Source organism: Haladaptatus sp. AB643 (genome assembly GCF_024136975.1).
Lineage (GTDB): Archaea > Halobacteriota > Halobacteria > Halobacteriales > Haladaptataceae > Haladaptatus.
On record NZ_JAMYJW010000004.1, the window covers coordinates 245,895 to 267,030 of the forward strand.

The 21,136-nt window shown below is 62.5% G+C and carries 20 protein-coding genes; 5 read left to right on the plus strand and 15 right to left on the minus strand.

The window, feature by feature from the left end:
- Window positions 1-96: 96 nt before the first annotated feature.
- Genes NKF25_RS10550 through NKF25_RS10560 form a run of 3 tightly spaced genes read right to left on the minus strand, consistent with a single transcriptional unit; the run spans window position 97 to window position 2,848 of the window.
- Window positions 97-771 carry a type I 3-dehydroquinate dehydratase gene (locus NKF25_RS10550; protein ID WP_253226634.1) on the minus strand — a complete coding sequence of 225 codons (675 nt, stop codon included), beginning with the start codon at window positions 769-771 and terminating at the stop codon, window positions 97-99.
- Between the two features lie 30 nt (window positions 772-801).
- Window positions 802-1,830: a site-specific DNA-methyltransferase gene (locus NKF25_RS10555; protein ID WP_253226635.1), complete on the minus strand. Its 1,029-nt coding sequence runs from the start codon at window positions 1,828-1,830 to the stop codon at window positions 802-804.
- A 55-nt stretch (window positions 1,831-1,885) separates the two neighbouring features.
- Window positions 1,886-2,848 (minus strand): transcription initiation factor IIB, encoded by a 963-nt coding sequence (locus NKF25_RS10560; protein WP_253226636.1) that lies wholly within the window; start codon window positions 2,846-2,848, stop codon window positions 1,886-1,888.
- 248 nt (window positions 2,849-3,096) lie between these two features.
- On the opposite strand from NKF25_RS10560, the gene NKF25_RS10565 reads away from it, so the two are divergent.
- Complete coding sequence (locus NKF25_RS10565) at window positions 3,097-3,867, plus strand: cobalamin-binding protein (protein ID WP_253226637.1); 771 nt, start codon at window positions 3,097-3,099, stop codon at window positions 3,865-3,867.
- 38 nt (window positions 3,868-3,905) lie between these two features.
- Window positions 3,906-4,421 carry an inosine/xanthosine triphosphatase gene (gene yjjX / locus NKF25_RS10570; RefSeq protein ID WP_253226638.1) on the plus strand — a complete coding sequence of 172 codons (516 nt, stop codon included), beginning with the start codon at window positions 3,906-3,908 and terminating at the stop codon, window positions 4,419-4,421.
- Here yjjX and NKF25_RS10575 read toward each other — a convergent pair.
- Window positions 4,418-6,238, minus strand: coding sequence for a flippase-like domain-containing protein (locus NKF25_RS10575; protein ID WP_253226639.1), 1,821 nt, complete (start codon window positions 6,236-6,238; stop codon window positions 4,418-4,420). The two genes, yjjX and NKF25_RS10575, sit on opposite strands and share 4 nt — an antisense overlap.
- Window positions 6,239-6,456: 218 nt before the next feature.
- On the opposite strand from NKF25_RS10575, the gene NKF25_RS10580 reads away from it, so the two are divergent.
- Complete coding sequence (locus NKF25_RS10580) at window positions 6,457-6,696, plus strand: hypothetical protein (protein WP_066145204.1); 240 nt, start codon at window positions 6,457-6,459, stop codon at window positions 6,694-6,696.
- Between the two features lie 129 nt (window positions 6,697-6,825).
- Here NKF25_RS10580 and NKF25_RS10585 read toward each other — a convergent pair whose 3' ends face one another.
- From NKF25_RS10585 to pyk, 5 genes are all read right to left on the minus strand, one after another.
- Window positions 6,826-7,440, minus strand: coding sequence for a MarR family transcriptional regulator (locus NKF25_RS10585; protein ID WP_253226640.1), 615 nt, complete (start codon window positions 7,438-7,440; stop codon window positions 6,826-6,828).
- Window positions 7,441-7,678: 238 nt separating this feature from the next.
- Window positions 7,679-8,872 carry an SPFH domain-containing protein gene (locus tag NKF25_RS10590; RefSeq protein WP_253226641.1) on the minus strand — a complete coding sequence of 398 codons (1,194 nt, stop codon included), beginning with the start codon at window positions 8,870-8,872 and terminating at the stop codon, window positions 7,679-7,681.
- 81 nt (window positions 8,873-8,953) lie between these two features.
- A complete protein-coding gene (locus NKF25_RS10595) occupies window positions 8,954-9,511 on the minus strand; it encodes an NfeD family protein (protein WP_253226642.1) in 558 nt (185 codons plus the stop codon).
- Between the two features lie 38 nt (window positions 9,512-9,549).
- Window positions 9,550-9,732 carry a hypothetical protein gene (locus tag NKF25_RS10600; RefSeq protein WP_253226643.1) on the minus strand — a complete coding sequence of 61 codons (183 nt, stop codon included), beginning with the start codon at window positions 9,730-9,732 and terminating at the stop codon, window positions 9,550-9,552.
- Between the two features lie 65 nt (window positions 9,733-9,797).
- Window positions 9,798-11,546 carry a pyruvate kinase gene (pyk, locus tag NKF25_RS10605; RefSeq protein WP_253226644.1) on the minus strand — a complete coding sequence of 583 codons (1,749 nt, stop codon included), beginning with the start codon at window positions 11,544-11,546 and terminating at the stop codon, window positions 9,798-9,800.
- A gap of 115 nt (window positions 11,547-11,661) precedes the next feature.
- Here pyk and NKF25_RS10610 point away from each other — a divergent pair, with 115 nt between their 5' ends.
- Window positions 11,662-11,946, plus strand: a complete 285-nt coding sequence (locus NKF25_RS10610) for a GYD domain-containing protein (protein ID WP_253226645.1) — start codon at window positions 11,662-11,664, stop codon at window positions 11,944-11,946.
- Window positions 11,947-11,952: 6 nt separating this feature from the next.
- Here the strand turns inward: NKF25_RS10610 and metG are convergent, their stop codons facing one another.
- Window positions 11,953-14,013, minus strand: a complete 2,061-nt coding sequence (metG, locus tag NKF25_RS10615; RefSeq protein ID WP_253226646.1) for a methionine--tRNA ligase — start codon at window positions 14,011-14,013, stop codon at window positions 11,953-11,955.
- A gap of 385 nt (window positions 14,014-14,398) precedes the next feature.
- Window positions 14,399-14,950: a VTT domain-containing protein gene (locus NKF25_RS10620; RefSeq protein ID WP_253226798.1), complete on the minus strand. Its 552-nt coding sequence runs from the start codon at window positions 14,948-14,950 to the stop codon at window positions 14,399-14,401.
- A gap of 88 nt (window positions 14,951-15,038) precedes the next feature.
- On the opposite strand from NKF25_RS10620, the gene NKF25_RS10625 reads away from it, so the two are divergent.
- Window positions 15,039-15,671: an HVO_2922 family protein gene (locus NKF25_RS10625; protein WP_253226647.1), complete on the plus strand. Its 633-nt coding sequence runs from the start codon at window positions 15,039-15,041 to the stop codon at window positions 15,669-15,671.
- Here the strand turns inward: NKF25_RS10625 and mfnA are convergent.
- The 4 genes from mfnA to ppsA form a co-directional block, all read right to left on the minus strand.
- A complete protein-coding gene (mfnA, locus tag NKF25_RS10630; RefSeq protein WP_253226648.1) occupies window positions 15,666-16,724 on the minus strand; it encodes a tyrosine decarboxylase MfnA in 1,059 nt (352 codons plus the stop codon). The two genes, NKF25_RS10625 and mfnA, sit on opposite strands and share 6 nt — an antisense overlap.
- Window positions 16,725-16,760: 36 nt before the next feature.
- Entirely contained in the window at window positions 16,761-18,218 is a 1,458-nt protein-coding gene (locus NKF25_RS10635; RefSeq protein ID WP_253226649.1) for an extracellular solute-binding protein, read from the minus strand.
- 143 nt (window positions 18,219-18,361) lie between these two features.
- A complete protein-coding gene (locus NKF25_RS10640) occupies window positions 18,362-18,580 on the minus strand; it encodes a hypothetical protein (RefSeq protein ID WP_253226650.1) in 219 nt (72 codons plus the stop codon).
- Window positions 18,581-18,705: 125 nt separating this feature from the next.
- Window positions 18,706-21,006: a phosphoenolpyruvate synthase gene (gene ppsA / locus NKF25_RS10645; RefSeq protein WP_253226651.1), complete on the minus strand. Its 2,301-nt coding sequence runs from the start codon at window positions 21,004-21,006 to the stop codon at window positions 18,706-18,708.
- Window positions 21,007-21,136: the final 130 nt, after the last annotated feature.

A 21,136-nucleotide genomic window follows, 5' to 3' on the forward strand; every position in this document is an offset into this window, starting at 1 on the left:
ATTCAGTTCATTATCATTTTTTCCCTCGATGGCCGGCGTGTGACAATCGATTCGTCGCGCGCGACGGTCACGGATAGGGAGCAGGCGTCTCCCGAGCTATTTCCCTCCCAACTCGTCCACAAGCCGCGACAGGGTGGCCAAATCGTACTGTCCCGGCGCGGTCGCGTCGGCCAGGTCGAGGGGTGCGTAGCCGATTTTCGACCCGTAGATGGGGGCGACTGCCCGCGAGTGGCGACCGGATTCGCCCATGGCGAGGGTGGCGACGGTTCGGCCGTATTCCGTGAGGAGGTTCGTCACGCGGAGTACGTCGAGCACGTCCGAACGGGAGTGGGCGGTGACGGCGAGTTTTCCCACGTCGGCGTGGTCGGTGCAGTTTTCGAGCAGTTCGCGCATCCGTTTCTGGGAGGGTGTCGCCTCGAAATCGTGGACCGAAGCGACGACGTGCGCGTCGTTGTCGCGTGCGTGGGCGGCGGCTTCCTTGCCCTGCTCCGTGAGCAGAGTTTCGAGTTCGACGTCCACCGCGACGACTGACGGATGTTCGGCGGCTATAGCCAGGTCGTCCAGTCGCTCGTCACCGGTGGCCTCGCCGCCCTCCCACGCGGCGCGGTTGGTGGCGATAATGGGGAGTTCACCGTCGTAGGCGGACAGCGACGGGAGCGGGTCGTCCGCGAGGTCCATTCGAAACTCCACGAGATCGGCGTGGTCGCGGGCAGGAGGTTCGTCGCCGAGGTCGGCCGTGCTCACGGCGAGCGAAAAGGAATCGAAGTTCATGGCTTCGAATTCGCGTCGATGAATAAAAGATTACTCGGAGTACGGTTCGTGTGTGGCGAAAAATCGCGTCCCGTCGCGTTCCACGCCGCTCACCTCGTACAGCAAAATATCCCGTTCCTGGGCGGTCTTGACGGGGAAGTCGTAGTTACGGGCGTCATATTTGAGCTGTCCGTCGTGGTCGGAAACGAACTCGCGGTGGTCGTCGAGTCGTTCGCCGACGATTTCGCGTGAGAGTTCCTCGACGGCGGCGACCCGCTCCGCGAACAGTTCCGTGAAGTCGGCTTCGAGTTCGTAGCCGACGGAATTTCGCCCGGCGACCATCGCGGCGAGCGAGGTGGTTCCAGTCCCCCAAAACGGGTCGAAAACCGTGTCGCCGTAGACGGAAAACATGGAGATGAGGCGGTACGGGAGTTCGAATGGGAACGCCGCCGAACGCTCGCGGAGGTCGCCGTGGTCCAGCAACTGCTCCTCGCCGCGGACGTTCGTCCAGAGGTCGGAAAACCACTCGTTTCGCTCCTCCCAGAAGTACACCGACTCGTAGCGGTGGTCGATACCGGGTTCGAATTCGCGGGTGTCGCCGTTACGGAAGACGAGGAGGTATTCGTGTTCGAGCGCGGTGTACGCGTTCGGCGGGAGCATCCCCGACCCCATGAACTTCGTCAGGCGGTTCGACGGCTTGCGCCAGAGGATGTCGGGGAGGGGTTTGAGTCCCCGCTCGCGGAGATGGCGGAGCACTCGGGCGTGGTTGGGAAACGACTGGAAGGTTCCGTCCACCTTTCGCGTCGCATCGCCGACGTTTACCACCGCGATTCCGCCGGGCTTCAACACGCGAGTGACTTCGGCCCAGACGGCGTCGATTTCGTCGTGCATCAACTCGAATGCGGTATCGCCGTCGCCTCGCTCCAGCGCGGTTTCGATGGCGGAGTTCACCTCGCCGAACAGGTCGTCCCACATCTCGATCATCGGATAGGGGGGCGACGTGACGACGAGATCCATCGAATCGTCGGGAAGCGAGTTGTCGCGTGCATCACCGACGTGAATCTCGTGCTCGGTTTCCATTGCAGTAGCTTCCTGAATGTATCGGCGCGGCGTAAAAACCTCTTTTCAAACTCGTCTACAGCGCAACGGTTCCTTCTTCGGCTTCGAGCAACTCGTGGTAGCGGTTTCGGATGGTGACTTCGCTGATGTCGGCCACGTCGCTGACCTCGGCCTGCGTGGTCTTCTCGTTGGTCAACAGCGCGGCGGCGTAGACGGCGGCGGCCGCGAGTCCGACGGGCGATTTCCCGCTGTGAACGCCCTGTTCCTTCGCGTTGCGGAGGAGTTCACGGGCGCGATGTTCTGCCTCGTCCGAGAGTTCGAGTCCGGACGCGAATCGTGGGACGTAGCTCTCGGGGTCGGCGGGTTTGACTTCGAGGCTGAGTTCGCGCACGACGTAGCGGTAGGTTCGTGCGACTTCGCTCTTCTCGACGCGGCTGACCTCGGTGATCTCGTCCAAACTGCGCGGCACACCGGCCTGTCGGGCGGCGGCGTACACGCACGAGGTCGAAACGCCCTCGATGGAACGGCCCGGTAGGAGGTCCTCGTTCAGTGCACGGCGGTAGATGACGCTGGCCATTTCGCGGACGTTGTCCGGGAGGCCGAGCGCGCTCGCCATGCGGTCGATTTCGCCGAGTGCCTGCTTGAGGTTGCGTTCCTTGCTGTCGCGGGTGCGGAAGCGCTCGTTCCACTTGCGGAGGCGCTGCATCTTCTCGCGCTGGCGGGAACCGAGCGAATTACCGTAGGCGTCCTTGTTTCGCCAGTCGATGTTGGTCGAGAGCCCCTTGTCGTGCATCGTGTTCGTCGTCGGCGCGCCGACGCGGGACTTCTCGTTTTTCTCCTTGGCGTCGAATGCGCGCCACTCCGGTCCGCGGTCGACGTTGTCCACTTCGACGACCAGACCACAGTCCTGACAGATGGTTTCGCCGTGGCCGGAGTCGGCGATGAGCTTACCGCTACATTCGGGGCAGGTTTGGCCTTTCTGCCCGCTTTTCTCTACTTCGGATTCGTTGCTTCTCGTTCGAATACTCGTGTTTTGCATGTGCAGTACCTCCTCAGAGGGAGCGTCGGCTACCGGGCAGGTTAATCCCGAAAAACCCGGATACCGCAGTCTTAACTCGTGGTTATGACGAAAGGTACTTAAAGAATTCGTTTTTGACGCCCCGTGTGTTCGTGAAACAGTCACACGGGGCGTGAAGTCGCCGTTTGGCGTCAACCGAGCGAAATGTTTAAGAAGGGATTACCGGCCGGTAACGAACTGTTTACCCACAACGGAACGAATCGATTCCCATGGAGTCAACCCGCGTCGTGTCGCTCGCACCGAGTGTCACCGAAATCGTACGGGAACTCGACGCGACAGACATGCTCGTCGGCGTCACGCACCACTGCCGAGTCGATTCGGACGACGTTCCCGCGGTCGGCGGGTGGCTGAACCCGAATTACGAGGCTATCCGAGCGTGTGACCCGGACCTCGTCGTTACGACCGACTCGTTACAAGCGGACGTGCGCGACGAACTCCGTGACCGTGACCAGCGCGTCGTCCACGTCGACCCGCGAACGCTCGGCGACGTCATCGACTCGTTCGCGACGGTCGGCCGGGCACTCGGGAAACCGCAAGCGGGACACGACCTCGCGTGGCGTGCCCGGAGTCGTATCGAACGTGTTCGCCGATTGGTGCGCGGGCGGCCGAGACCGACCGTCTACTGCGAGGAGTGGTCCGAGCCACCGACCGCCGCCGGAAACTGGGTTCCCGACGCGGTGCGGGCCGCTGGCGGGGAGTATCCGTTTCTGCCAGCGGGGGAGCGCTCCCGCGAAGTGGATTCGGCGGACGTCGAGGCGGCGAACCCGGAACACGTGTTCCTCCACGTCTGCGGACGAGGGGAGCGAAGCGACCCCGAGGCCGTCCTCGACCGTGAGTGGGAAATTCCAGCGGTCGAGAACGATGCCGTCCACGTCCTCGACGACTCGCTGTTGAACCAGCCGAGTCCGCGACTGCTCGATGGCATCGAGACGATGGCCCGGATACTGCACCCGGACGCCATCGAGCCAGCCGACGACTGAGTAGCAATCACCAAGTCGGCGGACGAGAGACGACGACCATGCGAATCGGAGTCGGCAGTGGAAACCCAGTGAAAGTGGCCGCAGTGGAAGCCGCCCTCGGTGGGCGATTCGACGCTCGCGTCGAATCCCTCCCCGTCGAGTCGGGGGTCGCGGAACAACCGTTCGGAGAAGGAGAGACCGTCGAGGGAGCGGAGAATCGCGCCCGGCGAGTCGTCCGTTCCGGGGAGTACGACCTCGGCGTCGGTTTGGAAGGCGGCGTCGCCGAGGTTTCGGGAACGGACGGATTGTATCTCGTCATGTGGGCCGCCGTGACGGACGGCGAGACGATGGGCCACGGTGCCGGACCGCGACTACAGCTTCCGGAATCGATCGCCGAACGGATACGGGACGGCGAGGAACTCGGCCCGGTGATGGACGACACCCTCGGCGAGGACGACGTGGCGAAAAAGCAGGGTGCGGCGGGAGCGCTCACGGACGGAATCATCGACAGACAGGAAGCGTTGGAACACGCGGTGGCGGGGGCGCTCGCCCCGTTCGTCACCGAATTCTATTAATCGTCGAGCGAGGCCGGTTCCTCGACCGACACGTCACGACCCTCCTCGACCGCTTGGGTCAGCGAGACGTTGAGCGAGAACATCGACCCGACGCCGCCGACGAGCGTGACGACGTTCTTCACCGCGTGGTCGACGATGGCCGCGCCGAGTGCGACCTCCCACGGAATCGGGGTCAGACCCGCGACGAAGACCGTGAACGCGGCCTCGTACAGGCCAACGCCGCCGGGTGACAGCGGAAGGACCTTGGCGAGGTTGCCGACGCTGACGGCGAAGAAGCCGATGGCGACCAGCGTGACGAGGGTCAGCGACACGTCGCGGAACGCGGTCAGCACGAGGATGGCCGTCAGCACGTCGAGCGACCAGATCGCGAGACTGCTCAGACCGACGCTCGCGAAGGCTTCACGGTCGTTTGCGACCATCTGCACGTCGCCGGTGAAGCGCTCCACGATGCCCGCGATGTGGTTCGCGTACGAGTCGGAACTGACCCGCGTGACGAACGAACGGACGAGGTTGCTGTCCGAACGCGCGCTGGCGATGATGACGGCGACTGCCGCGATTGCGAGGACGCCGACACCGGCGGCGACGTACACCGCGGTTCGTGCCGCTTCCGCGTGTTTCGCACCGGTGACGGCCTGTACGATGGTGGCCGCCTGTCCCGTCACGGTCAGTCCGATGAGGACGACACCGGCGAGGACGGTTATCGTCAGCAGGTCGAACACCCGTTCGACCGCGAGCGACGCAAAGCCGGACGGGTACGGGATGCTGCGCCGAGCCTTCATCACGTAGGCACGGACGCCGTCACCGAGTCGGGCGGGGAACACGAGGTTCCCGGTCTGGCTGATGAATATCGCGCCGGTGAGGAAACCGGTGCTTTCGGTGTAACCGAGTTTTTCGAGGATGTTCTTGTACCGAACGCCGCGGAGCGGCCACGAGAACACGTACACCACGGCCGCGAGAGCGACCAGTGCGAGGTTCGCGTGCTCCATCTGGTCGAGCACCTTCCCGAGCGGGAGGTATCGACCCATCAGCGCGACGGCGATGATGGTCAACAGGACCCCGACGGCCATGGAGACGCCGCGGGTGATTCGCGGTGCGACGGTGAACTCCCACCAGCAGCGACCGATCTGGCTCCCCATGCCGAACACGTCGCGGACGAGGTCCACCTTCGTGTCGCCCTTCGGCGTCCAGTCCACGGAGAACTCCTTGATTTTGTAGCCCTTGCGCTGTGCCCGAACGAGGACTTCCGTGTCCCAGAACCAGTGGTTGTCCCCGACGTCCGCAAGCACGTCGAACAGGGCGGTCCGGTCGAACGCCTTGAACCCACACTGGTGGTCACGAAGGTCCGAACGGAGGAACAGACGCGTCAACCCGTTGAAACCACGGCTCGCAACGTCACGTTTCGCCGGGCGGTCGGCGACGTTTTCGGGCATCCACCGCGACCCCGTTGCGAAGTCGTACTCGCCGGAACGGACGCTCTCGACCAATTCTTCGAGATGTCGCATGTCCGTCGCGAGGTCGGTGTCGAAGTAGACGAGTGTCTCTCCGTTTGACTCTTCGAATGCGCGATTCAATGCTCCTCCGCGTCCCAACCGTTCGTCACTGTGGAAGTGGCGAACCCGTTTGTCCTGGGCCGCCATTCGATCTGCGATTTCCGGCGTTCGGTCGTCACAGCCATCTTCGGCAACGATCACTTCGAAACTATCTGGAGGGAGAAACGATTCCAATGTGTCGAGGGTTGTCTCGACGGTATTCTCTATGGTCGCCTCCTCGTTGTACGACGGAAGGACGACGCTCACCTCTACAGAACCACCGCTCATTATGGAACTGTCTCACCCTCGCACCGTAAGTAGCTTCTGGGCCACGGTTGTCATGAGTCAGAGCGACACATGCCGCGAAACGTGGCGTTAACCAACCGTACCAACCACCCCCGCGGGAGGAATTATATTCACATATATTTTCACAGAAATCACAAGAGGGCGTGGCGTTAACCGCTCGTACCAAACCCACTAAGGTCGTATCCATCTTCTACAGTAGTATGAGCACCACGACTGCTGGTACGACGACGCTTACTGACAAACAACAGCGAATTCTCCGTTACCTTCGTGAAAACGGCACGACAAAAACCTACTTCAAGTCCCGACTCATCGGCGACGAACTCGGACTGACCGCGAAGGAAGTCGGCACGAACATGACCGCAATCGCGGACGGAAACTTCGACGTGGAAGTCGAGAAGTGGGGCTACTCCTCCTCCACGACGTGGAAAGTCAGCGCATAATCGCGACGCGTCGTCCCAGTCGGTTTTCCGCCCGGCACCGGCCGGGCCCGTCATCCATTCGTCTTCACGAAAGTCGTTACTCCCAAACGAAACGGAAACGACGATGAGATGTCGAGAAACGGCCGATTTTCAGGGATCGAACGAAATCAGATTCGATGCTTCACCGGCGAACTGCTCCGCGTTCGCACCGAACGAATCAGCGTAGCGGACCAGCAGCGTGATGAGCGTTTCCGGGTGTCGAACGGCGTAGCCGTTCTCACGCGAGAGCAGGCCTTTTTCGTCCAAATCGGCGGCGTATTTGCTCACCGTCGGTCGGGAGACGTCGAGCGCGGCCGCGAGGTCACTGCCGGTCGCATCGGGGTTGCGGAGCAGTTCGATCATCATTCCGCGCGGCGTGTCCCGTCGGAGATAGCCCAACGCGACCTGTTCGAACGCCGAAAACTGTTTGGCCGGGAAGAATCGCCGGTAATCGCCATCCCGGTGACTTTCGACCACGCCGAGTTCCACCAGTTGCCGGAGGTGGTGTTGTGTCTCGCCGGTGCCGAGTTGCAGGTCGTCGCGTATCTTCGAGAAATGAGCGCCCGGTGTCGTCGTGACGTAGCCCGCAATCGCGTCGCGGGCTTCGCTCTGCCCGCCGGAATGGTTCCCCTCGGCGAGTTTTGCGAGCGGCGCGGCAGCCCCTAAAACCGCAAAGCGGCGGAGGGTGGCGCGCTTATTTTCATCGACGTTCCCGTGCTTAACCATCTATACATCGGTACAACCGGGGAACGTAAAACAGCTTCGTTTGGGAGACAATTACAATCGAGTGGTTCCGAGCAGGGCGAGAAGTACGATAGGGGTCAAAACATCAGTAATCAAAATCGCGACACGATTGCATTATCCGGACTGCGGTCGTCGTTCACTCGACCGTCACGGCGTGAGCCATATCGGCGTGTGAAAACGGCGTCGCAGTCGATACGCGGAAAAACGGAGGGAGGGCAGTTTACTCGACTTCGGTTTCGAGTTCGGTCTCTTCTTTCGACTCGGAATCCTCGTCTTGATCGGATTCCATCTCGCCGCCCATCTCGGCGTCCATCTCCTCGATGACCTCGTCGGCGCTCTTGATTTGGGCCTTGTCCTCGCCTTCCTTGATGGCCTGTGCCTGTTTCTCCATCTCCTCGACGTCCATCTCGGCTTCCTCGTCGATCTGTCCGAGGATTTCGTCGATGTCGTCGAGACCGAGCAGTTCGCGGGTCTCGCCGTCGAAGTCGAGGCTGTCCAACTGCGACTCTCCTTCTTTCACGTCGCTTCCGGTCAGGTGCTTGCCGTAGCGGCCGACCAGCGAGGAGAGTTCCTGCGGGAGGACGAACGTCGTGGACTCGCCCTCGCCGATGGCTTGGAGCGTCTCCATTCCCTTCTCGATGACGGCGCGTTCACCCATCGACTCGGCGGACTTCGCGCGAAGCACGGTCGAAACCGCGTCACCCTGTGCTTCGAGAATCTGGCTCTGCTTTTCACCTTGCGCGCGGATGATGTTGGACTGCTTGTCACCCTCCGCCGTCTCGATGGCGCTGCGGCGTTCACCCTGCGCTTCGAGAATCATGGCACGGCGTTTCCGTTCGGCGCTGGTCTGTTGCTCCATCGCCTGCTGGACGTCCTTGGACGGGTTGACCTCACGGACCTCGACGCTCTCGACGCGAATTCCCCACTCGTCCGTGGGTTCGTCGAGTTCGCGGCGGATCTTCGCGTTGATCTCCTGTCGCTTGTTGAGCGTGTCGTCGAGTTCCATGTCACCGAGGACGGCACGAAGCGTCGTCTGGGCGAGGTTCGAGACGGCACGCTTGTAGTCCTCGACTTCGAGGAACGCCTTCTTCGCGTCCATCACCTTGATGTAGACGACGGCGTCGGCGGTCACGGGCGAGTTGTCGCGCGTGATGGCCTCCTGTCGCGGCACGTCGAGCGTCTGAGTCCGCATATCGAAGCGGTAGGTCTTGCTGACGAACGGCGGCACGAAGTTGATACCCGGTTCGAGGAGTTTGCGGTACTCCCCGAAGACGGTTAGAGCGCGCTTCTCGGTCGCCTGCACGATTTCGACGGCCTGCCAGACCGTAACGATAACGAGCAGTAACAACAACAGTGCGACGATCATTAGCCCCCCAGTCAGTGGGGCGCTCTGCAGGGGTATTGTGGGCAGCATTACGTCCTGATGTTGGGATACATACTTGTTAAGTATTCTGCTACTTTATCCTATATGATCCGACAATAAAAGGGAAGAGAATTACAGTTCCTCGGTTTCCCGCTCCGCACGGTCCGTCTCGGATCGGTTCGCGTCGGTTCGCCCGCGTGCGAGTTCACGGTCGATAGGGTCCTCGATGAAATCGACGGGTTCGACCGTGACGACGTTCCCGCCGCCGGGGTCCATGACCATCACTTCCGTTCCTTCCGGAATCTCGCCGTCCATGGTTCGGGCGGCGTAGTAGGGGTTGAAGCCGCCGCTGTCCAATTTCACCTGTCCTTCCGAACGCGTCACGCGTTCGGTCACGTGGCCGGTGGTCCCTTTCAAGGAGTCCGAGTCCTTCGTCCTCCCGGACCCCTTGCCGCCGTAGAGGTCGAGGTGACGATAGCCGTAGAACGATATCGCGCCGAACGCGAGGACGAGGAACGAGAGCACGAACGGTTGGGCGAGCGGCGGAAAGAGGAACGCGACCAATCCAGCGAGCAGGAGCGCGATGCCGACGACGATGAAGTGTGCGCCGGGAATGAGCGCTTCCGCAAGCGTGAGCCCCGCGCCCGCGATGACGAGCAAGAGCGCGAGCGAATCGAAGGGCGATGCCATGATTGGGGATTGGTGTCGAACGATTAAGGGTTTGTGGGTTACGCGACCCCGATGGCGTGGAGAAAGACGTACAGAACGGTAAGGGCACCGAGGAGAACGAACAGCACGTTCTCGGCCGATGGGGACCCCGGTTCGAGGGGTTCTTCCTCGGAGAATATGTCGGATGGCGTGTCGTCGGCATCTTCACCGACGTCCTCCACGTCGTACTTCCAGTCGGACATACGTCAAGATACGCGACGGGCAACCAAAAGGCTGGCTACGAAAGGATGGACGACGAAAAAACGGATTACGACCGGTCGGAGGAGCGGACGTCGCCCTCGTACACGACGCCGCGTTCGGCGTCGAGGGTGATCTCGTCGCCGTCGTCGACGGTCGGGCCGAGCGGTGCGCCGCTTATCATCGGGATGTCGAGTTCGCGCGCGACCAGTGCCGGGTAGCCGGTCATCCCCGGGCGGGAGTCCACGATACCAGCGATACGTCCGGTATCGCCGGTGAACTCGCCGTCGAAGTCCGGTTCGAGGACGAGAATCCCGCCGTCGGTGATCTCCGAGAGGTCGCCGGTCGAGGAGCGCGAGACCGGACCGGCGGCCTGGCCGCGAACGACACTGCGTCCGGTGGCGATGGTTTCGGCGGCGACGTGGACCTTCAGCATGTTCGCCGTATCCGAGCCGTCGAGTTCGCTCATCATACCCGTGAGGACGACGACGGTATCGCCGCTTTCGGCGACCCCGGCATCGAGCGCGGCTTGGACGCCGTCCTCGACGATGTTCTCCACGCTGTGACCGAGGTCGGTGTACTGGGCGTTGACACCCCATGACAGGGCGAGCGTGCGTCGAACCCGGTCGTTCGGCGTCGTCGCCACGATGGGCACGCCGGGGCGGAACTTCGCCACCTTCAGCGCGGTGTACCCGGATTCGCTGGCGGCGACCACAGCACTCGCGCCGATGTCACGGGCCAGATAGCGGGCGGAGCGAGCGATGGCGTCCGTTCGTGTCTCGTCACCGGCCGGAACGCGCTGTTCGAGCGTCTCCGCGTACTCGTCGCTCCCTTCGGCTTCGCGGACGATCCTGTCCATCGTCTCCACGACGCGGACGGGGTGCTCGCCGATCGCCGTCTCGCCCGAGAGCATGACGGCGTCGGTGCCGTCGAGGACGGCGTTGGCCACGTCGGAGGCCTCCGCGCGCGTTGGGCGACGGGAGTGAACCATCGAATCCAGCATCTCGGTCGCGGTGATGACGGGGACACCTGCTTGCTGGCACGTCCGGATGATGCGCTTTTGGATCATCGGCACGTCCTCCATCGGGCACTCGACGCCGAGGTCGCCGCGCGCGACCATCACGCCGTAGGCCGCGTCGACAATTTCCTCCAGATTGTCGACCGCGCCGCTCCGCTCGATTTTGGCGATGATGGGGATGTCGGCACCGAACTCCTCCAGCACCTTGCTGATCTCGTAGACGTCGTCCGCGTCACGGACGAAGCTCGCGGCGACGAAGTCCACGCCCTTCTCGGCCGCGAGTTGCAGGTCGTTTCTGTCCTTCTCGGTGACGACGCTCAGCCCCAGTTCGACACCGGGGACGTTGACGCCCTTTCGGCTGCTGAGGTCGCCGCCGCTTACGACGTGCGCGACGACGGCGTCTCCGTCGATCTCCTCGACTTCCGTCTCGATCCGGCCGTCGTCCAGCAGGACGGTGTCCCCCGGTTCGGCGTTCGTGATGGAAACCGAGAGGCCGACTTCCTCCGGCGTCGCGTCCTCACCCTCCACGAACCGAACCGTCGAGCCGGTTTCGAGCGTGATTGGCTCGTCCACTTCCGCCGTTCGAATCTCCGGACCTTGCGTGTCGAGCATGGCCGAAAGCGGATTCTCGGTCGCTTCGTCGACCTTCCGAATCGTGTCGATGATCTCGGCGCGGTCCTCGCGTGAGCCGTGGCTCGCGTTCACCCGCGCGACGGTCATTCCCGCGTTCGAGAGTTCCCGAACCATGCTCCGAGAATCGGAAGCGGGCCCGAGGGTACAGACGATTTTCGCATTTCTCATGAACGGCAATTGGTGTGGACACTCAAAAAAACCCCACAGTTAACTCGCAGACGAGTTTATTCCGTAGCATCCCTGGCCACAATCGATATTTGTGTTGCCTTCGAAACGATGAAATATGTCGAAGTACGCGTCGCTCGTTACTGTCGAGCAGAACTATCAGAACGTTCAAGAGCTGGCGTCGATCTGGGGAGACATCCGAAACGAACTGGAGACGCACGAGACGACCCTCGAATCGACCTACGCGATCCTCGGGGAGTACGACTTCCTGCTCATCATCGACGCCGAGGACCGCGATGCGGCGTATCGAGCATCGCTGTGCATCGAGCGCTACGGGCTCGATATGCAGACGATGGAAATCCTTCCGATGGAGGATTTCGCGGGACTGGTCGAAGACCTCTAAGTTCGGTTACTTGATCTTCGTTCCCGGTTCGGCGTCGGCGTGCGTCGTCAACAGGTCGGCGTCCTCGCCCGCCGCGAGAACCATTCCGTCGCTCTCGACGCCGAACAGTTCGGCCTTTTCGAGGTTGGCGACGACGACGATTTTCGTGCCCGGCAACTCGTCCACGTCGTGGAGTTGTTTGAGACCGGCGACGATCTGTCGCGTCTCGCTGCCGATATCGACTTCGAGTCGCAGGAGTGCGTCGGCACCCTCGATCTCTTCGGCCGACTCGATGCGGCCGACGCGCAGGTCGAGATCCTGGAATTCGTCGAAGCTGATCCTGTCGTCCGAGATGGGTTCTTCGTCGCTCACGGTTTCATCTTCGTCTTCCTCGTCGTCGGTTGTAGCCGCTTCGATACGCGCATCGAGCGTCTCGTTCAGTTCCTCGACGCGCTCGTCCTCGATCTTGGCGAACAGTTCTGTCGGCTCGCCGAAGTCGCCGCGCGGCGCTTCGAGCGCGTCCGCGACCTCGGTTCCGTGGACCGACCCGTCCTCGCCGAGTTGCGTCCAGAGCGCTTCGGCCTTGCCGGGGAGAATCGGCTCGAACAGCACGGCGAGCGCCTTGGAAACCTGTACGCAGTCGTAGATGACCTGTTCGGCCCGCTCGGGGTCCTCGTCGGTCAGCTTCCACGGTTCGTTGCGCTGGATGTACTCGTTGCCGAACCCGGCCAGTGCGGTCGCGGCGTCGCCGAGGTCCTTGAGCGAATAGTCGTTGACGGCCGCGGTGAACTCCTCCACGGCTTCCTCGATTCGCTCCGTCACCTCGTCGCTCGCCTCGGCGTCCGGCGCGCCGTCGTAGTTCCGCGCCGCGAACAGCAGGCTTCGATAGACGAAGTTGCCGACCGTTCCGACGAGTTCGCCGTTGACGCGCTCCTGGAACCGGTCCCACGAGAAGTCCACGTCCTGCTGGAACCCGCCGTTGGTGGCGAGGTAGTAGCGCAGCAGGTCCGGGTCGAAGCCCTCGTCGAGGTAGTCGTCGGCCCAGACGGCGCGGTTGCGACTGGTCGAGAAGCCCTTGCCGTTCAGGTTGACGAAACCGCTCGCCATGACGGCGCGGGGTTCGTTGTACTCCGCGACGTGGAGCATCGCTGGCCAGAAGACGGTGTGGTGCTGGATGATGTCGCGGCCGATGATGTGGACGATTTCGCCTGCGTCCTTCCACGTCTCCTCCCAGTCGTAGGTGTCGGGGCCGACGCGCTCGGTGTACTGTTTCGTGCTGGCGATGTACTCGATGGGTGCGTCCACCCAGACGTAGAGCACGAGGTCTTCCGTCCCATCTTCCTCCCCAGGATAATCGATTCCCCAGTCCATATCGCGGGAGATACACCAGTCCTGGAGTTCGCCCTCGATCCACTCTCGGGGCTGGTTCTTCGCGTTGCTCGTCCCTTCGAGTCGGTCGATGAACTCCTGCAGGTACTCCTGCAGGTCCGAGACGCGGAAGAACTTGTGCGTCCGCTCGCGATACTCCGCCGGGTTTCCGGTGCGGGTGCTCGTCGGGTCCTCGATTTCGCCGGGTTCGAGGTGCCGTCCGCAGCCCTCGTCACACTCGTCCCCGCGCGCGTGGGCACCACAGTACGGGCAGGTCCCCTCGACGTAGCGGTCGGGGAGCGGGTCGTCCTCGATGGGGTCCCACGCGACCTTGATCTCCTTCTCGTAGATGTACCCTTCCTCGTCCAGTTTGCGGACGATTTCCTGGGTGAGTTCCGTGTTCGTCTCGTCGTCCGTATGGCCGTAGTTGTCGAACTCGATGTTGAACTTCGGGAACGTCGCCTCGTACTTCTCGTGGTGGCGAAGCGCGAATTCCCGCGGCGAAACGCCCTCCTTCTCGGCGTTCACGGCGACCGGCGTGCCGTGCATGTCGGACCCCGAAACGAAGGCCGTTTGCTGGCCGAGCGTGTCGAGGGCGCGCGAGTAGACGTCACCGCCGACGTAGGTTCGGAGGTGTCCGATGTGGAGTTCCCCGTTCGCGTAGGGAAGCCCACACGTCACCACCGCCGGTTCCTCGGTGGGAAAACTGTCGTGGCTCATACTATCGTCTCCTTCCTTGCGGGTGTAAAACCCGCCGATTTCGTGTGTTCGTCATTGATGATGTGGTCGCTGCTGCGTGATATTCGTGTAGCGGTCGCTCTCGAAAACCGGAATCGACGGGTTTCACCCCCGAAAACCGACCGTGGCCGGCCCAGAAGGATTCACCCGACGCTATCGGCGCATGCGCATAGCGAATCGGGTGAGGTGGGCCGTCGAACGCATACCACGCAGTAGGTTCGTTATCGTATATAAACACTTGGCCGCGAGGAGGATTTTGGTTTTCCGTGACGACGGAAAGAATCGTCTTCAGCCCCGAATTTACTCTCGAGAAATCACACTCACGATCGCAAAACGCCACCCAATTCGCAACACCCGTTCTCGCCGTTCAGATCGACAGAACGCCTTTGGTGATGAGCAACACCAACACGAGCCGTCCGACGCTGCCCGCAAAGGACGCCAAGGCGAACTTCACGTAATCCGTCTCCAGGATCGAGAAGGCGTAGATGGAGATGGTATCGGGGAAGCCGGGGACACATAGCGCGCCCGCCAGGCCGAAGTAGCCCCAGCGTTGGGCGAGTGCGACGGTCTTCCGTTCGGACCACTCCACGATGTCGATCCGCGAACGGCGGAGTGCGCGGATGACCGGGCCGGACTCCTTGGCCTCCTGGCCGATGTGGAACGCGAACACGCTTCCGGCGGCCTTGCCGAACCCGCTGACGAGAATGATGAGCGAGTACCGTCCGATTTTCCCGATGCCGAGGTCGAGGGGGGCGAGGAGGACGATTTCGCTGGGGAGGGGCAGGAGGAACGAGATGAGAAAGGAGTAGACGGCGATGAAGACGACACCGACCCACCCGGTAGCGGTTTTCACGGCGGCTTCCAACCCGCCGAACGACCCGAGAACGACGCCCCCGGTGAGGGTAGGGGAGAGCGGAATAAGGGTATCGAGCACATCAGTAGGTCGGCAACCGACCGACGTAAAGGTTGAGCTTGAAACCCGGGAGACGACGGGCTGAGCGCCGATAGTGGCAAACAGACTCATGGCGGACGAAAACGAACCGAAACGCGTGAACTCGGACAGAGAATATCGCGTCACGGTTCATCCGACGCTGCAAGCGCGGGTAGCGTACACGGACGACCGCTCGGCGATGACGGTGACGGTCGAGTACCGACGCAACGGGAAGTGGGAGGAATCGGCGGGAGACATCGAACTCCGGGGGCGGCAGATCGCCATCACCCGCGATGGCGAGTCGCTGCTGGAGAAGCAGTTCGACGCCGAACTCATCGAGGAGTACGGCTCATCGGTCGTCGGATTGGTCCGGCGACTTACGAACCGGGGCAAACGGACAGTAGAGTCGGAGGGGAAACGGGACGAAGACGAGAAAAGTTCCGAACCGGACTCGTGGCCCGTCGCGGTCACACAGGACGACGGGAGCGTCGTGGAAGCGCTGCGCCCGCCGGCACAGGCGACGTTTCAAGTGTACAAAGATCACGCCGGGGAGTGGCGCTGGCGGCTCGTCCACCGAAACGGCAACATCATTGCCGACGGCGGCGAGGGCTACTCGTCGAAACGCGCCGCGAAAAACGGAATCAAGAGCGTCAAGCGGAACGCCATCGGCGCACCGATGGAGGAGACGGAGGAACCGGCCGAATCATAGGTTCAGCGAATCTAGGTCGGCGACGAACGTCTCCAGCATCGAACGGGTGACGTGCGGCATGCAAACGATTCGGAGTTCGCCCGACCCTGTCGGAGAGACGCGCCAGCCACGCTCCTGGAGTGCCTCGACGGTCTTTCGGGGCACGTCGATGGCGACCAGCGGGAGCACCGGGTCGACCACATCGTAGCCGCGGGATTCGAAGGCGTCGGCCACCCACTCGGCGTTGGCTTGAGAGCGTTCGTACTGCTTTCGGTAGCCGTCGGACCACAGTTCGTCCATCGCGGCCCACGCGCTGGCTACCCCTGCACCGCTCCGCGTTCCGGTCAGCGTGGCTTGCGAAGTCGATTCGAGGTACGGCGTTTCGACGGCCAGCGCATCGAGCACGCGGGATTCGCGGGCCACGAAGCCACCCGCCGGAACCGCCGCCTGTCCCATCTTGTGTGGGTCGATACCCATCGTATCGACCGCGGCGTGGTCGAAGTTCCACTCGTGGTCCGTGAACGGGAGGACGAACCCACCCCACGCGGCATCGACGTGGAGCAACGCTCCGGCGTCGTGTGCGATTTCGGACAGCGCCGGAATCGGATCGACGCGCCCGTATTCGGTCGTCCCAGCGATGCCGACGACGAGAACGGTATCGTCGTCAACCAGTTCCGCCATCGTATCGGGGTCGGCGCGCCGGTCCCCGTCCACCGAACCGAGTCTGAGTTCGACGCCCAGTACGTCCGCCGCCTTCTGGAAGCTGAAATGTGCGCTCTCGGGGGCGACGACGTTCGGGTCGTCGCTCTCGGCGATGTTCCGCGCGGCGCGGACGGCTTGGATGTTGGCTTCGGTCCCGCCGCTCGCTATGTAGCCGTGCGGGTTCGACAGCCCGGTTATTTCGCCGAGCAGCGAGACGGCTTCGTCTTCGAGCGCGGAAACGGTCGGGTACGTCGTCGGGTCGCCCGGGTTCGACGCCAGAAACCGTTCGGCGGCGTCACGGGCCGCTGGATGGGGTTCGGTGCACATCGACGAAAGGACCCGGCGGAACGACTGACTCGCGGCCACCTGCATACCGAAAAATTCGACGGGACGGGTTTATCGGTTCCGTTATGCACTGCCCACGCGGTTGTACCCCTCGATCTCCTCGATCTGTGACTGGAGTTGGCGCATCGCCGCCTCGGGCATCATTCCGCCCGAATACGCCTCGTGGACGAGTTCTGCTATCTTCGTCGATTCCTGTGTCCACGCGACCGTCACCGGCCGCGGAATCGCGTTGGCTCCGGCGATTCTGAGCGTGTCGACGTGATCGCCGACGACGGGAACCTGCCGGGCCGCCTTCGACTCCAGCACGCTGACCTCCGGCGGGAGGAGTCCGATGTTCTCGAACAGCATCAACTGAATCCGCTCGTCGGTCATCGCCTCCATAATCCGGAGCACCGCATCCAATTTCTCCGTGTTCGGGTTGACCGCCATGTGCCATCCGCCGAGGGCCGACGTCGAACCGCCGATGCCGGGGTATTCGGATTCCTTCTCGCTCACCGCGTACGGTATCGGCATCACGCCGAGTCGGTCGCCGAGCACGCCCTCGGCCCCCGCGCTGGCGATGGCGTACGGCCAGTTGCGGTGCATCACGGCGTCGCCCGCCGTAAACGGACCGAGCGAGGAATCCTCGATCCACTGGAGGACGCCGGTCGGCGAGATTTTCCCGGCGTAGCCGTCGAGCGCGGCGGGGTCGCCCTGCCCCCAGATGAACGTCCGAATCATCCGAATCGAATTCATCACGCCGGGGTCGTCGATGGTCACCGGGCGCTCGCCGATGGGACCGAAGAGGTCCTTTCGCCCGCCGAAGTACGCACCGCCCCACGAGGTCATGAACTCGTTGAAATCACAGCATGACAACCCCTCGTAGAGGTCGGCTTGAAACGTGTAGCCGTACGGCACTCCCGACTTGTCCATCGCGTCCTTCGTCGCGTGCGAGAACTTCCGCCACGAGATGGGGTTTTCCGCCCAGTTCTCCGCCTCCGGTTCGTATCCCGCCTTCTCGACCAAGTCCTTCCGATACAGCATCACCCCGAAATCCGGATACAGCGGAATCGCGTACAGGTCGCCGTTCGGTCCCGTCGCGGTCGAAACGCTCGCCTCGAAGTAGCCGTTTTTCACCCGGTTCACCAGCGATTTCGGCAGGTGCTGATCGAGGTTCAGCAGTTGGTCGCGGACGACGAAGTTCAGCGTCCATCCACTGTCGGTGAGCAGCATATCCGGGTTGGCGAGGTTCCCCGACAGCCATCGCGTGTACTGTTCCTCGCGGATGTCCGTCTCCTCGGTTCCGGCGATGACGTCGATGTTGATATTTCTCGGCAGGCCGACCTCCCACAACAGTTCCTGAAGCGGTCCGGCGACCGACGCCAAATCCGAGTCCGCACCCCACTGGACGGATATCGGCGCGCGTTGTGCGCTCGCCGTTCCACCGGTAATCGCGACGGTTGCGCCGCCCGCACCGACCGCTTTCAGCACGTCGCGGCGCGAGACGGTCCGTTCTTCGTGTCCCCCGTGTTCCCCCCTCATCGTGTTCCCCAACGAAATACGCCGTCAGTGCTTCTTAGCGTTGCGGCGGGGTATCTCCTCGCTGTGTGTCCGTCGGGATGGGAGGAGGGACCCCGGCGGTCCTCTTCGCCCCGCCTGAAAACGAATCGGATCGTTGAGGTAACTCACACCCGCGCGTTCCATTCGGACTGGAGCCAGTGGATACCGCGCCAGAGGTAAAGGAGAAGGCCGAGAACGACGAAAATTCCGGTGGTGAGCAACAGTGCATGTCCGAGCAGCGGTGATTCGATGAGATGGAGTTGGTATGCCACCGACGCCGCTCCCCAGAGGATCACAAACCCGAGATAGACGATAGAGAGGAATAGCAACAATCGTCGTCGCATGAGTTAGTGTTCCGTCATTACCCTACCGAATACAATAATCGTTTCGCTCGACATCGTTCAAACACAGCCGTTGAGACTGAAAACAGCGGAAGACGACCGAAAACGACCGAAAAACGAAATTCGCGTTACCGAACCGAATCCAGCATCAGTTTCTGCTCGACGCGTTTGACCTCGTGTTGTACGTCGCGCACGGCGTCGATGTTCGCCGAGATGGACGAGACGCCGCGGTTGACGAGGAAGCGAACCATCTCCGGTTTCGATCCGGCCTGTCCGCAGATGCTCGTGTTGATGTCGTGTTCGCGGCAGCAATCGATGGTCTGGCCGATGAGTTGGAGGACGGCGGGGTGGAGTTCGTCGAACCGATTGGCGACGTTCTCGTTGTTCCGGTCCACCGCGAGGGTGTACTGGGTGAGGTCGTTCGTGCCGAAACTGGCGAACTTGATGCCCGCGTTCGCCATCTCCTCGATTTGGAGCGCACTGGCTGGCGTCTCTATCATCACGCCCCACGCACGCTTGTCGGGGTCGATGCCCGTGTCGGCCATCAACCTGCGGGCGCGGTACACGTCCTCCGCGTCGTTGACGAGCGGGAACATGATCTGGACGTTGTCGTAGCCCATCTGATACAGTTCGTGGAAGGCGTCGAGTTCGTGTTGGAAGACGCCGGGCTTGTCGAGGCTTCGGCGGATGCCGCGCCAGCCGAGCATCGGGTTGTGCTCGTTGGGTTCGCTCTCGCCGCCCTGGAGTTGTTTGAACTCGTCGGTCGGTGCGTCGAGCGTGCGAACGCGGACTGGCCGGGGATAGAACTCCTCGGCGACGCCGCGGATTCCCTCCACGATTTCGTCCACGTAGGCGTCGACGCCGTGGTCCTCGATGTAGCGCTCCGGCGTCTTGTTGGTCGAGAGGATCATGTGCTCCATCCGGAGCAGGCCGACGCCGTCGGCACCCGTCGCGGCGGCGCGTTCGGCGGCCTCGGGAATGGAGACGTTCACCTTGACTTCCGTCGCCGTCATCGGTTTGACGGGCGTCTTCGGTCGGGCGTCCTCGATGGGTTCGCGTTGTGCTTCGCGCTCGCGTTGTCGCTCCGGTTCGCCCTCCCGGACGGTCCCCTTGTCGCCGTCCAGCGTGACCATCTGGCCGTCTTCGAGGGAGTCGGTCGCGTTCGAACAGCCGACGACCGCCGGGACGCCGAGTTCACGCGAGACGATGGCGGCGTGACTGGTCATCCCGCCTTCGTCCGTGATGATACCCGCGGCGCGCTTCATCGCGGGCACCATGTCGGGCGTCGTCATCTCCGTGACGATGATGTCGCCGTCGCCGACCTTGTCGAGTTGGTCGAGTTTCGAGACGATTCGCACCGCGCCGCTGGCGATACCGGGACTGGCACCGAGACCGTCCACGAGGATTTCGTGGCTTTCGGTCGCTTGGGCGGCCCCACTGCCGTCGGCGACGCCTTCGGATCCCTCGGTTTCGATGGCCCCGCCTTCGTTGATCGTCGTTATCGGCCGCGACTGGAGCATGAAGACCTCCCCGTCCACGATGGCCCACTCCACGTCCTGCGGGGTACCGTAGTGGTCCTCGACTTCCTCGCCGAGTTCGATGAGGCGGTCGATGTCGGCTTCCGTGAGGACGCGGGCGTTCCGTTTGTCGTCGGGAACGCTTCGCTCGACGGTCTCGCCGGTGTCCACGTCCTTCGTGTGCATCACCTTCTTGTCGGCGATGGTGATGTCCTCGGCCGCGCCGGTCTCGCGGTCGATGACGTAGTTGTCCGGGGAGACCGACCCCGAGACGACCGCTTCGCCGAGACCCCACGCGGCCTCGATGATGATCTTCGCGTCGCCGGTCGATGGGTGGCTGGTGAACATGACGCCGCTCTTTTGGGCGTCCACCATGCGCTGGACGACGACGGCAATGTCCACTTTGCGGTGGTCGAAGTCCTTCTCCTGTCGATAGTAGATGGCTCGCTGGGTGAACAGCGACGCCCAGCATTCTTTCACCCGTTCGACCAGGTCGTCGCGGGTGATGTTGAGAAACGTCTCCTGTTGGCCCGCGAACGATGCGTCCGGGAGGTCCTCGGCCGTCGCGGAGGAGCGAACGGCGACGAACGCCTTTCCGTCGTCCAGTCCGTCGTAGGCGGCGAGAATTCCTTCGCGCATATCGTCGGGAATCTCGGTACCGAGAATGAGTTCCTCCGCCCGCGATTCGGCAGCCGCCAGTGCAGAAGAATCCTCGGTATCGACGTCGACGGCCTCGAACAACTCCTCGTCGATTCCGGTTTCCTCGATGAACCGACGGTAGGTCTTGGCGGTCACGACGAATCCCGGGGGAACGGGGAGGTCCGCGCCCGTGAGTTCACCGAGCGAGGCACCTTTGCCACCGACCAGTTCGAGGTCGTTTGCACTGATTTCATCCAGCCAGAGTACAACCATTGCGTATGGGGGGGAACAAGCAGATAGATTAAGAATGTTCCGACCGAGGCGCTGAAGGAAAGTAACTCACAATCGAATATGGATTTCGAAAGCCAGGCAAAACAGCGTCCGAATCACCCATTATTTCAGA